Genomic DNA, 12,941 nt, shown 5'->3' with positions numbered 1-12,941 from the left:
AACTAAATATTAGTATGTTTTTGACGTGATTTTCGTCAATATTATATTTGCTTTACGATAAAATAATTATAGTGTAAAATTACACTATAATTGTAAAATTATAATAAATGGTTGTTTTTACACTTGTGTTTATGAGAAGAAGTTCTTTATATAAATCGTAATTTAAAATCGATAAGGACATTTCTGTATAGGCAGTAGTAGCAAAAGGAGAGGCAATATGAAAAGAACAATAATGAAATATAGCATCATGTTTAGTTTACTACTATTAACATCATGTGATATATCGGATGAAGAAATTGAACGAAGAGCACAAAGTTATACAAAATCGGAGTATGGTATTTCTGTAAAACTAGGTCGAATTAAAATACCCCACCTAGGTAAGGATTTTTTAGGTCCAGACACACGAACAGCTTATGTACAGCAAGTAGATGAACCGTATTTACAATTTCAAATATCCTTTGATGGACGAAGTTCTCCAAAGATAAATAATGATAACTATAAAATAAAAAAAGGAGCGAATGATTTACGAGAAAGATTCAATACATATTATGAAGAAAAAGGAAATAATACTTTGTTTACTTTCGAGCAAATGCAGACGGGGGATATTGTTTTCGATAAGGATGCAGAGAAAAGAATAGCGAAGAAACATCCGAAGCATTATGTTACGGCAGTTTTTAGAAGTAATACTATTTTAGATGTAAACAATCCTGTACATATGGAAACATTAGCGGAGGTTGCAAGAAGTATAAAAGAATTCAATAAAATAATTGAAAATAGTAAGAGTAGTGTGGATGATATAACGATTCAGTTGCCAAATGATAATAAGGATGTATTACTACATATTGCGGTAGATTATATAGTAACGGCTGAAGAGGCAAAAAAGACACTTGAGAAAAAGGTGGATTATATGAAAGCTTTACAGTCTGTAAGGAAATAGTCTGACACCTTTACTTCTCAAGAAACATATAGTATGATGATTTCAGTAAATTAGATTTCAATGACTATAATATAAATTAATGAGAGGTGCTTTTTGTGAGTGCGGTAGGTACTAAATAGGAAAAATTTAATGAAATAAATCGGATAAGAACAGGGGATTTTTATGTATACCATACCCCTAATTTTGTCATGGATTTATTTCGATACCTATGAAGATACCTACAATACTTTATAAAGCGTGTAATAAGGGGATTGCCATCCGTTTTTATGGCTTATTTCCTCATATGTTATTACTCATGCCTTGTAAATGTAAAAGCTGCGGTATCCCCGCAGCTTTTTTGTATATATTTTTAATGTATAAAAATGGTAATTGAATAATGTAGGGCTCATTGGAATCTAATGAGTAGGTATCTTCATTTATGATAGAAATCAATCATAGTGAGGAGAAATAGAATGAATACGATGACTTTTGAAAAGTTACAATATAACGAATTAAAGGATATAGTGAAATCTTATTGTGTAAGTGGATTAGGAAAAGAATTAATAAATAAATTAGAGCCGAGTACAAGTATAAAAGTAGTAAGGAATCGATTAAATGAAACAACCGAAGCGCGAGCTATATTAGATGCAGAAGGGCATGTTCCTTTTTTCGGTATTTCAAATATCGCAAGTACGATTCAAAAATTAGAAAAAGGGATGATTTTAGATCCTGAAGAGTTAGTAAGCGTTTCAGATTTTTTACGTGGCTGTAGGAAGATTAAAAAGTTTATGTTAGATAAAGAATTTTTTGCGCCAGTATTAGCTTCTTATGCAAATTCAATGACTGAATTTAAAAGTATTGAAGAGGAAATTAATTTTTCAATAAAAGGAAATAGCATTGATTCTGCCGCTAGTAAAGAGTTAAAACGAATTCGAAATAACATCGATTCTGTAGATGGAAAAATAAAAGAGCGTTTAACGAAGTTTTTAAATAGTAGTGCAAATAAGAAGTATATTCAAGAATTCTTTATTAGTAAGAAGGATGATAGGTATACGATTCCAATTAAATCTTCTTATAAAAATCAAGTTGCGGGAAGTATAGTTGAAGCGTCCGCTAAAGGTTCTACTGTATTTATAGAACCACATACGGTTACAAAGTTAAATGTGGAACTCGCAAGTTTGAAAGCAGAAGAAGCGATGGAAGAGTATCAAATTTTAGCGACTTTATCAGGAATGGTGTTAGAAAACATTTATAGTATAAAGATTAACATGGAGTTAATTAGTCAATATGATATGGTATTTGCGAAAGCGAAGTTTAGTAAATCAATCGATGGAATAGAGCCGGAGTTAAATGATCATGGCTACATTCGTTTAGTAAATTGTAAGCATCCGCTTTTAAGTGGGAAAGTAGTACCGTTAAACTTTGAAATCGGTCAAAATTACCGTAGTTTAATTATTACAGGACCAAATGCAGGCGGGAAAACAATCGTGTTAAAAACAATTGGATTGTTAACATTAGCGACAATGTCAGGCTTGCACATTGCTGGAGATAAAGAAACAGAAATTGCTATTTTCGAAAATGTATTTGTAGATATTGGTGATAATCAAAGTATCGAAAATGCACTCAGTACATTTTCATCTCATATGAAAAATTTATCTGAGATTATGAGGATGTCAAATAATAATACGTTGCTACTATTTGATGAAATAGGAAGCGGAACTGAACCGAATGAAGGGGCAGCACTTGCAATTTCTATTTTAGAGGAGTTTTATCTTGCGGGATGTATTACAGTTGCGAGTACGCATTATGGTGAAATTAAACGCTTCTCAGAAATGCACGATGATTTTATGAACGCAGCAATGCAATTTAATAGTGAGACACTAGAACCGCTTTATAAATTAGTAATCGGTAAATCAGGTGAAAGTAATGCACTTTGGATTGCGAATAAAATGAACGTAAGAGAGCGTGTACTGCAAAGAGCGAAGGCGTATATGGAAAATAAAGAGTACGCTCTAGAAAAAGTGAATGAAAGTAAAATTAGAAAACCGAAATTCCTGCAAGAAAAAAGAGAAAACCATTACGAGTACAAAATTGGCGATCGTGTAAATTTATTGGATTATGATGATTTTGGTATTATCTATAAGGAAATAGATAATTTCTATAACGTCGTTGTATATTATAACGGTGAATTTGTTGAAGTAAATATAAAACGTATTACGTTAGAGGTAGCAGCAAAGGAATTATACCCAGAGGGATACGATTTAAATACACTATTTGTCGATTATAAAGAAAGAAAAATGCAGCATGATATTGAGCGCGGATCGAAAAAAGCGCTTCGTAAAATCCAAAAAGAAATAAGAAAGAATAGAGGATAAGTTAAAATGGTAGCGATTAGACAAGAGCAACAAAATGATTATAGAAAAACAGAAGAAGTTGTACAGCAAGCATTTTTACATGAAGAATTTAGCGATAAAACAGAACATGAACTTGTGAGTCGTATTAGAAAATATGATGCATTTATTCCAGAATTATCAATCGTTGCAGTAGACGAAGAAATAGTCGGTCACATTATGTTATCTAAAATTACGATAGAACAAGGTGCAACTTCTGTAGAATCGTTAGCACTTGCACCGGTTTCAGTTGTTAGGGACCATCAGAAAAAAGGAATTGGTGGAAAACTTATTGTAGCTGCTTTAGAAAAAGCGAAAGAACTCGGATACGGATCAGTTGTAGTATTAGGACATCCAGAATACTATCCGAAATTTGGCTTTAAGAAAGCAAGTGAGTGGAATATAAAAGCACCATTTGAAGTGCCAGATGAAGTGTTTATGGTGATTGAGCTAAGTGAGAACGCTCTGCAAGGTGTAGAAGGAATTGTACAATATTCGAGTGCATTTGCTGAGTAGGAGTATCGGTTAAAAAATGTAATCATAAAAGATGCTATCTTTTTGTAGGGATATACAGAAAGATAGCTTTTTTATTAAACGAATGTACTTACGTATATTTTGCTCAATGAACAATTAAGGTGGTAAAATTGATATAGAAATGTAAAGGGAGAGAATTGAATGAAGAAGCGAGAAACAGATAGCAATGAGAATATAGTTACGTTATATGTTACGAGACACGGTAAAACAATATTAAATACGAATCATCGTGCGCAAGGGTGGGCAGACTCTCCGTTAGTAGAAATAGGTGTGGAAGTTGCCTCTAATTTAGGAACGGGATTAAAAGATGTTCATTTTGCGAATGCGTATAGTAGTGATAGTGGCCGAGCGATTGAAACTGCTAATTTAGTATTAAAATATAGTGAGCAAACAAAGTTAAAACTTGAGAAAAGAAAAAATTTACGAGAATTAAATTTTGGTATTTTTGAAGGTGAAAAACTTGAAAATATGTGGGATGTGGTTGGAAAAGCTGCGGGCGTTGCATCACCAGAAGAACTTATGAAGTTTTCTATTCAAGAAGTGATTAATCTTATTAGAGCAGCGGATCCTACAAAACAGGCGGAAGATTGGGAATTATTTTCTACTCGTATAAAAGCAGAGATTGATAAAATTAGTGAAGAATCTGCTGCAAATGGAGGCGGCAACGTTTTAGTTGTCGTTCATGGGCTTTTAATTACTACATTAATCGAAATGTTAGACAGTAGCCAAACAAAACTTGGAGTAGAAAATGCTAGTGTGACGAAGATTATATATCAAAATGGAACATACACAGTCGAGTCGGTTGGAGATATGAGTTATGTTGCAAAAGGGAAAGAGAGTGTGGAAATATAAAAATAAGAAAAGGAAGGTAGAGAGATCTAGCTTCCTTTTTATTTTATGAATTATGGGATTAATAAAATCTTCCCTGTACTTTTTCTGCTCTCTAATAATTTATGTGCAATGGCACCATCTTGTAAGGAGAATGTAGTAGGGCTCGCAATGTTTAATTTGCCAGTAGCGATCCAATCAAATAGTTGAGTAGATCGCTTTTTACGTTCTTCATACGTAGTAAGTACGTTCCAAAGGTCTCCGCCAGTTAAAGTTTTCGAAGTATCCATAAGCATACGCGGATCAACAGGCGCAGGATTACCACCGGCCATTCCGTAAAATACGACAGTACCACCAGTTTTAGTAGCGCTAAAACTTTCCTCTAATGTAGAACCTACTGATTCATATACAACATTTACTCCATCAGCGTTTGTTATTTCAAGTACTTTCGCAGGCCATGCTTCCGTATATAAAAATACGTAATCAGCACCAGCTAATGTAGCTATTTGTGCTTTTTCTTTTGATGACGTGAGGCCGATTACTGTTCCGCCTAGTAGTTTAATTATTTGGATAAGAAGTTGCCCAACACCACCAGCTGCGGCATGTACTAAAGCTATATCATCTTGTTTTATTTGATAGCTATCTTTCGTTAAATAATGTGCTGTTAATCCTTGTAATAAGACAGAAGCGGCTGTTTCAAAAGAGATAGCATCTGGAAGTACAATTGCTTTCTCAGATGGAACGGCAACTAGTTCTGCATTTGCAAATGGTACATCAGCAAATGCAATACGATTTCCAGGATTAATATTCGTAACGTCAGCTCCTACTTTTTCAACAATGCCAGCCCCTTCATAACCTAATATATACGGTGGGTTGCCAGCGAGATGATAATCGCCGCGGCGTCTATAAATATCAGCAAAGTTTAATCCAATTGCTTTCGTACGGATAAGAATTTCATTTGGGTTTATAATTGGGTCATGTATTTCTTTATATTGTAGTACATCTGGATTTCCAAACTGTTCGAAACAAAGTGCTTTCATATGGAATACCTCCATTTATATTGTTTGTCGATGCTCTTTATCATACAATACAAATATCGATAGACAAAGAGGATTATTTCGATGAAATCAATCGGAAATTACGATTGAAAAGAGGGATGATAAATGGAGATAAAACAATTAATTACATTTAAAATAGCCGCGGACACTTTGAACTTTACCCAAACTGCGAAGAAATTAAACTTTGCTCAATCAAGCGTAACAGCGCAAATTAAAACGTTAGAAGCTGAGCTAGGTACGCCGTTATTTGAAAGATTAGGAAAACGCCTTTTCTTAACTGAAGCAGGTAGGAAGTTTCAACTATATGCCGACAAGATGATTGCACTCAGTAACGAAGCGAAAATGGCTGTGAAAGATGATGAAGAAATAGCAGGTACGTTAATAATCGGTGCGCAAGAAAGCCAATGTACATATAGACTTCCTTCTATATTAAAGAGGTTTAAAGCACAATTTCCTCAAATCAAGCTTATATTTAAACCAGCGCATTCCAATAAAGATGCGAAGGAACAATTGATGGAGGGAAAAGTCGATCTTGTATTTATTTTGGACGAATGTAAAACAGAAGATACTTTACATGTGGAGCCGCTTATGAAAGAAGAATTAAAAATAGTAGCTGCTTCAGGGCATCATTTACTCGAGAAAGCTTCCATTTCTACAAAAAATTTAGAAAGTGAGACGTTGTTGCTAACAGAGCTAGGGTGCTCGTACCGGACTTTATTTGAAGAGCTACTTCGTACAGAAGATGTGTATCCAGCAAATAAAATTGAGTTCGTTAGTGTAGAGGCAATTAAACAATGTGTTATTGCAGATTTAGGAATAGCTGTTTTACCAGCGATAGTAGTAGAAAAAGATATACGAGAAGGGACGATAGAAGAGTTACATGTAGAAAGTGCAATCTCACCGATTTATACACAAATTGCTTGGCATAAAGATAAATGGATGACATTGCCACTGCAGCAATTTATTGATGTAACGAGAGAGGTTTTTACAACGGATTAAGTGGAGAAATATTTATTTTATACAATAGAAAAAATGGCAATTTTGTATAAAGAACCGATACTTGCATGAAACGAGTATCGGTTCTTTTATGTTTTAAATAAAGGATGCTAAAACATGTGTATTTCTCAACTTTTTTTCTTAGACGGATACGTAAATTTCTTCGTATATTCCAATAATCATAAGGAAATTTACAACGTTTAGTCGTTTCTGTAAGATGCCTCTAGGAAGCATGAAAGGAGGGGCGTACATAGGGGATAGATTGTCTTTATTATACGTACTTATTTTGAGGGAGGAAATTGAAAATGTTTAAAAAGTTAATGAAAGTATGTGTATTAAGTGTAGCGAGTGTAGGGCTATTATTTAGTTTCCAAGGAAGTACATTTGCTGCTACTGATTTAAGTAGTTACTATGACGGGAAAAATCCAGCAACAACGAAAGTATACGGAGGTAGTACAACGTGTGATGCAGATGGATTTAATGCAAAGTCTACAGCTGTGTACGAAGGGAGTAAAAAAGTAGGGACAGTGTATTTACGTTACAGCAATAAATGTCATGCAGCTTGGGCTAAGTTTGTTTTAGATCAACCAGCACCAGCTGTTTCTGGAGGAGTGTATGCGTACGCTGTTGTGAATAAATACAAAAATGGTGTATTTCAAAAATCAGTCACTTCTAATCAGGGAAATGAGACAATAAAAACAGGTCAAACGAGCACGTATACAGGAATGGTATTTGATTTAACTGCTGATTTCGGATACACAGCAGATGCTGAGGCGGTTACGTTTAATAACGGTTATGGAAAAACAGGACGCTATTAAAAAGGAGTGGAATACTTTGAAACTTTTAAAAAAGCTAAGCGCATGTTTTTGTCTATCATTGCTCGTTTTAACTAGTGTGTTTAGTACGACTGGTAATGATAAAGCATATGCAGAAGATCATTCGTATGATGGAAAAAGTCCGTATTACAATAGCTGTGACCAATCAGCAGTAACGAAAGAAAAGAAATGGATTGATTCCAATTCTTATGTGGAATTAAAATTTAGCACGACGTGTAAGACAGCGTGGGCAAAAGTTACTGTAACTCGTCCAGCAGTTTATAATAATGAAGCTGATGCAAGAATCGTAAGAAAAACAGATGGAAAGGCATATACTTGCGGGAGTGCTGGAGGAAATGGTGTTGTGAATAAAGGGCAAACATCATGTTATACACCAATGGTATATGATTTAGATCCAAGAAAGGCAAAGGCGCAAGGGAAACATGCTATTCCGAATAGTGATGCATATAATTATGCGGAGACAATTTGGTATTAATACGATTATAAATATGTTAAGAGCAGTTATTTGATATGAAAATGAAAGAGCCTTACTATATTTTACTGTAGTAAGGCTCGTTAAAGTTGTTTGATTTTTATTTGACTAAAGCTTTTGATAGATATTTAGAACCATTGCATTAACTAAGGTCTGTATCAGGAGGATTGTACCCAAGGTGGCGAGCCATTGATACAATTTGTCCTTTATGATGAAACTCATGTGTCTCTGTATGAGTTAAAAGCCATAACGGTGTTGTACTCCAAGGCTCTTTTTGCCATTTCACTTCATTTGCTATATTTTCGAGCCAACAGTCATTGTATACATCTAAAAAACGTTGTACAGTCTCATCTACTAACTTAAATCTAGCACGGACTTTCTCCACATCTGCATGCTCAATCTCATCATCACTAGCAAATGAAAAATCTGCTCGCTTTTGCTTAAATGCAAATGATCCAAGCCAGTATCGATAGCAATCAGCTACATGAATATGCGTCTTTATAATGCTACCGCTCCCGAAATTTGGAACAGTACTATGTAATTTTTCTAGTGGGATTTCTTCCAAAAATGAAAATAGAGTTTCTCTTGTAGAGCTAATAAGATTATATTGCTGTTTTAAAACATGTAACATGTGATTAACACTCCTCTTTTAGTTACTAAACTATTTGTGTAGTAACTAATTCTATATGTACGAGAGGTGAACCTTTTTATTATTTTTACTAAGCATATTTGATGTATTTCTTCATTGTTTCTGATAGATTAAACAAGGTGAAACTTTAATAAGTTGAACATTCTTAGTTCATAATAAATGGTACATGAAGAAGGGAGACGATCAAATGAATAGACTAGTTGGCTTAAAACAATTTGAAATAACGCGTGGGGAATTGCTTAAATTTATGGAGACGCTAGACGATAAAACTGTAGATACACAGCCAGAGGGTTTTAACAATACAATTCGCTGGCATATCGGTCATGTATTAACGGCAGCAGAAGTTTTCATGTTTGGAAAAGAATTTAAACAATTACCAACTGAATATCCAGGTATGTTTGGGTATGGTTCAAGACCATCTAAATGGAAAACAGAAGGACCATCGTTAGAAGTGTTAACGGCTCAGTTAAAAGAACAAGCGAAACGTATTAACGAAATCCCAGCAGAAGCATTTGAAAATAAACTGCCAGAGCCATTCCTAGGATTGGAAACAGTAGGGGAGCTATACGGTATGATGCTTTATCATGAAGCGGATCATATTGGGCAAATGAAGGCGATGGAGCGTATTATTAAAGCTCTTTAGTTGTAATTGCATATAAAAAACGAAATTATATTGTGAATATTATAACGACAAAAAGGATAGATAATTTATTATCTATCCTTTTTGTCGTTGAGCTTAAAGAATTATGAATGCTTGACATCGTGATACTGATAAAATAGGAATAGTTATTGTATTTGTTTTACATGATAGGAAAATATTGAGGGGAATGCAGAATTAAAGTTGCGAAACCTGCATGAAATATAAGTATAAAAAAGAGAAGAACTAGAAATAGGGGTGAATACTATGATTACATTAGAACGAAAGTTGGAGCAATACACACATACATATGGACAATTAAAGGGAGAGCTCAAATGGAAAACGAGTGATTCTCGAACAGGTATGATGATTGCCGCTTCATCTGTAGCAACCTCTTCAGCTACTAGTAGTTCATAATGTGTAACTGCTTATGCTCTTGTAATGTATAACTCCTTTGATAAGGACGGTAAAAAAGTCCATCACTCTTTAATGAGTGATGGGCTTTTTTACATAATCAGCATTATTTTTTCGACTCCTTCAAATGTTTAAGTTGTGTAACAATCATAATGCTAATAACAACGAGTAAAAACCATGAGCTAATTTTACTTAAGTGAACGAGATTCCACGCTTCCCGCTGATTTGGATATTGCCATGCTCCGAAAAATGTTGCGATGTTCTCTGCAATCCAAATAAAGAAACCGATAAGGAAAAAGGAGAGAACAAGTGGTATTTTATAGGTAACGCCTCGTAATGAAAATTCTACAAATGTCCGAAAGAAAACGATGAATAAAAGGACAGTTAATACCCATCTAAAGTCATATAGAAAATGATGTGTAAAAAAATTAAAGTAAATCATTGCTCCTAGAGGTATTGCGAAAATAGCCCTTGGCCAATGATGCATTTGTAAATGCAATCTTCTCCACGCTTGGCATATGTAACTGGCAACACTTGCATACATAAAACCACTGTAAAGCGGAACTCCAAAAACTTTTGAACATGCTTCTTCCGGATAACTCCATGAACCCAAATGTACTTTATATATTTCTAGTAGAAGGCCGATGAGGTGGAAGACAGTAATTACTTTTAGTTCGTCTTTTGTTTCAAGTCCAGTTTTGTACATAATCCACTGCATAAGAAGACATACGATGAGTATGAAATCATAGCGGTATAACCCTGGGATAGAAATGATTTTTGATAGGGCTAGTGTTAAGAAAATAACGACTGGGAATAAACAGGATAATGCTTGCTCGTAAGTGAAATGTAATAGTTGTTTTATATAGAACATTGTATCTCCTTTTTGTTAGAAAAATCAAAATAATGACTAAGTATACTACAATTTTAAAAATAAGCCAGTAGTCTATTTTGCATGTATTTGTAAGTTTTAGAAAGGAATTGTAATAAGTATTTTAATATTTAACAAATTAAAAAAATAGTTTGCTATTTTAAAAAAGTGGGGATATAATTTCTAAATAAAAATGATAATTATTATCAATAATGATTATAAATTAAAAATAATTATAAAAAACAACTGAATATAAAGGATGAAATGAAACATGTTACATAAGTCTACTATACGTGCTGGCAATAAACGCTGGATACATATTAAGTTCATATGTTTTATGAGCTTAACAATTATATGTTTAATTGGATCTATATTTTTGGCCGTCGCATTTGGTGCAAAGGATATTCAGTTGCAAACGGTGTGGACAGCGGTTTTTGATTACAATCCGAAATTAACGCAGCATCAAATCATTTACGAATTAAGGCTCTCAAGGGTAATTGGCGCAGCAGTTGTAGGAGCGGCTTTTGCGGTCGCTGGGGCTGTTATGCAAGGAGTAACACGAAATCCTTTAGCTGATGCAGGTGTGCTTGGCATAAATGCAGGTGCGATGTTTGTAGTAGCACTTAGTTTTGCCTTTTTTCCGCAAATGCCATATTCCTATTTAATGATTGTCTCTTTTATTGGAGCGGTTTTAAGTACAGTACTCATTTTTATTATCGGATCGGCCACATCAGGCGGATTAACACCGATGAGATTAACGATTGCAGGGGCAGTTATGGCCGCACTATTGCATTCGTTGAGTTCAGGTATCGCGATTTATTATGACTTAAGTCAAGATTTAGCGTTTTGGTACGCTGGTGGTGTTGCAGGGGTTAAGTGGGAACATTTGAAGTTTTTAGTTCCTATTATTCTTATAACGATTCTTTTTGCGATAGTGATAGGGCGATCTATTTCACTCATATCAATGGGGGATGACGTCGCTACGAATTTAGGAGTAAAAACGAACCGAACGAGAATACTAGGGATGATTATAGTAGTCATTCTGGCAGGTGTATCTGTTTCAGCTGTTGGTTCTATCGGATTTGTAGGACTCGTTATTCCGCATATTGCTAGAAAATTAGTTGGTGTGAATTATCGACTCATTATTCCTATGTCAGCATTATTAGGAGCTATGTTATTAGTTTTAGCTGACTTAGGGGCAAGAACAGTAAACCCTCCTAAAGAACTCGCGATAGGAATTATGGTAGCTCTTGTTGGAGTTCCGTTCTTCCTCTATATAGCACGTAAAGTTGGGAGGGAGCTATAAGTGAAGGATCTTTTGAACACAGATAAAAAGAGAGCTATTACTGTAACTACAATATTCGGTTGTATTAGTATCGCTGTCATTTTACTTAGCTTAAATACAGGGACACTTAGCATTGCACCACTCAAAGTAATTCAAACACTTTTCGGTTATGGTGATTTTGAGAGCGTAACAGTGCTATACGATTATCGTATGCCAAGAATTATAATCACCATGTTAGCTGGTATTGGCCTTGGGATTTCTGGTGCGATTTTACAAGGATTATCACGTAATGCACTTGCAGACCCTGGTATTTTAGGATTACATGCAGGTGCATCCTTCGGGCTAATTATATTCGTTACTTTCTTTCATTCTATTAATGAGAATGCATCGATTTTAATACCGTTATTTACATTTGGCGGAGGAGTGCTAGCTGCATTTTTAATTATTATACTTGCGAGTGATCGGTCAAAAGGTTTACTGCCTATTAGACTTATTCTCGTTGGTATTGCTGTTTCAGCTGGATTTAGTGCGATTTCGTTATTTTTCTCTCTCAAGTTAAATGATGAGACATATACATTTGCTTCTAGATGGTTAGTTGGTAACGTGTGGGGAAGGGATTGGATTCATGTCCTTGCATTATTACCTTGGATTTTCATACTAACTCCGTATGCATGGCTAAAATCTAAAACGTTAAATGCATTGTCACTCGGTGATAGTGTGGCAGCAGGGCTTGGTGTTTCTGTTCAAAAAGAACGGTTACTCCTTTTAGCTACAGCGGTTGGATTATCTTGCGCGAGTGTATCGATGGCAGGAGGGATTGGTTTTATCGGTTTAGTTGCTCCGCATATTGCAAGAAAGTTAGTAGGTACTACGTATCAACATTTCCTTCCACTAGCTGGCATTATCGGAATGATTATTTTAGTACTAGCAGATACGATAGGTCGTTCTATATTTGAGCCAAACTCTATTCCAGCTGGTGTAGTAGTGGCAGCTTTAGGAGCGCCGTATTTTCTTTATTTACTTACAAAAACAAAATAAATACTTCAAAGAGGAGAACA

General features: G+C 34.8%; 13 protein-coding genes and 1 pseudogene. 11 read left to right on the top strand and 3 right to left on the bottom strand.

The features are described 5' to 3' along the window. Positions 1–217: 217 nt before the first annotated feature. From AAG068_RS17120 to AAG068_RS17105, 4 genes are all read left to right on the top strand, one after another. A complete protein-coding gene (locus AAG068_RS17120) occupies positions 218–937 on the top strand; it encodes a hypothetical protein (RefSeq protein ID WP_342715123.1) in 720 nt (239 codons plus the stop codon). Positions 938–1,389: 452 nt separating this feature from the next. After that, positions 1,390–3,291: an endonuclease MutS2 gene (locus tag AAG068_RS17115; protein ID WP_342715122.1), complete on the top strand. Its 1,902-nt coding sequence runs from the start codon at positions 1,390–1,392 to the stop codon at positions 3,289–3,291. Positions 3,292–3,297: 6 nt separating this feature from the next. Then, on the top strand, positions 3,298–3,822 hold the full coding sequence (locus tag AAG068_RS17110; RefSeq protein WP_342715121.1) for a GNAT family N-acetyltransferase: 525 nt from the start codon (positions 3,298–3,300) through the stop codon (positions 3,820–3,822). A 159-nt stretch (positions 3,823–3,981) separates the two neighbouring features. Further along, positions 3,982–4,692 carry a histidine phosphatase family protein gene (locus AAG068_RS17105; RefSeq protein WP_048525683.1) on the top strand — a complete coding sequence of 237 codons (711 nt, stop codon included), beginning with the start codon at positions 3,982–3,984 and terminating at the stop codon, positions 4,690–4,692. Positions 4,693–4,742: 50 nt separating this feature from the next. Here AAG068_RS17105 and AAG068_RS17100 read toward each other — a convergent pair whose 3' ends face one another. Further along, positions 4,743–5,708 (bottom strand): quinone oxidoreductase family protein, encoded by a 966-nt coding sequence (locus AAG068_RS17100; RefSeq protein ID WP_342715120.1) that lies wholly within the window; start codon positions 5,706–5,708, stop codon positions 4,743–4,745. Positions 5,709–5,831: 123 nt separating this feature from the next. Here AAG068_RS17100 and AAG068_RS17095 point away from each other — a divergent pair, with 123 nt between their 5' ends. The 3 genes from AAG068_RS17095 (at position 5,832) to AAG068_RS17085 (ending at position 8,033) form a co-directional block, all read left to right on the top strand. Further along, positions 5,832–6,725, top strand: a complete 894-nt coding sequence (locus AAG068_RS17095; RefSeq protein ID WP_342715119.1) for a LysR family transcriptional regulator — start codon at positions 5,832–5,834, stop codon at positions 6,723–6,725. Between the two features lie 302 nt (positions 6,726–7,027). Next, positions 7,028–7,540, top strand: coding sequence for a DUF2690 domain-containing protein (locus AAG068_RS17090; protein ID WP_342715118.1), 513 nt, complete (start codon positions 7,028–7,030; stop codon positions 7,538–7,540). Positions 7,541–7,556: 16 nt separating this feature from the next. Further along, positions 7,557–8,033, top strand: coding sequence for a DUF2690 domain-containing protein (locus AAG068_RS17085; RefSeq protein ID WP_342715117.1), 477 nt, complete (start codon positions 7,557–7,559; stop codon positions 8,031–8,033). A gap of 139 nt (positions 8,034–8,172) precedes the next feature. On the opposite strand, the gene AAG068_RS17080 is transcribed toward AAG068_RS17085, so the two are convergent. After that, the gene (locus AAG068_RS17080) at positions 8,173–8,661 is read right to left on the bottom strand and encodes a DinB family protein (RefSeq protein ID WP_342715116.1); all 489 of its coding nucleotides are present in this window, start codon (positions 8,659–8,661) and stop codon (positions 8,173–8,175) included. A gap of 184 nt (positions 8,662–8,845) precedes the next feature. Between AAG068_RS17080 and AAG068_RS17075 the strand changes: the two genes are divergently transcribed. After that, complete coding sequence (locus AAG068_RS17075) at positions 8,846–9,322, top strand: DinB family protein (protein WP_342715115.1); 477 nt, start codon at positions 8,846–8,848, stop codon at positions 9,320–9,322. Positions 9,323–9,533: 211 nt separating this feature from the next. Further along, a pseudogene (locus AAG068_RS17070) lies at positions 9,534–9,694 on the top strand (DUF4003 domain-containing protein); the annotation flags it as partial. Positions 9,695–9,836: 142 nt separating this feature from the next. Here the strand turns inward: AAG068_RS17070 and AAG068_RS17065 are convergent. Next, positions 9,837–10,601: a DUF817 domain-containing protein gene (locus tag AAG068_RS17065; protein WP_342715114.1), complete on the bottom strand. Its 765-nt coding sequence runs from the start codon at positions 10,599–10,601 to the stop codon at positions 9,837–9,839. A gap of 268 nt (positions 10,602–10,869) precedes the next feature. Between AAG068_RS17065 and AAG068_RS17060 the strand changes: the two genes are divergently transcribed. Both AAG068_RS17060 and AAG068_RS17055 read left to right on the top strand, forming a co-directional pair. Further along, positions 10,870–11,904: a FecCD family ABC transporter permease gene (locus tag AAG068_RS17060; protein ID WP_342715113.1), complete on the top strand. Its 1,035-nt coding sequence runs from the start codon at positions 10,870–10,872 to the stop codon at positions 11,902–11,904. Beyond that, entirely contained in the window at positions 11,905–12,921 is a 1,017-nt protein-coding gene (locus tag AAG068_RS17055) for a FecCD family ABC transporter permease (RefSeq protein WP_342715112.1), read from the top strand. The last annotated feature ends 20 nt before the right edge of the window (positions 12,922–12,941 follow it).

Origin of the sequence: Bacillus paramycoides, from assembly GCF_038971285.1 — a bacterium.
Taxonomy (GTDB): domain Bacteria; phylum Bacillota; class Bacilli; order Bacillales; family Bacillaceae_G; genus Bacillus_A.
Note: the sequence above shows the minus strand (reverse complement) of the source record. Positions and strands in the feature narration are given on the sequence as shown.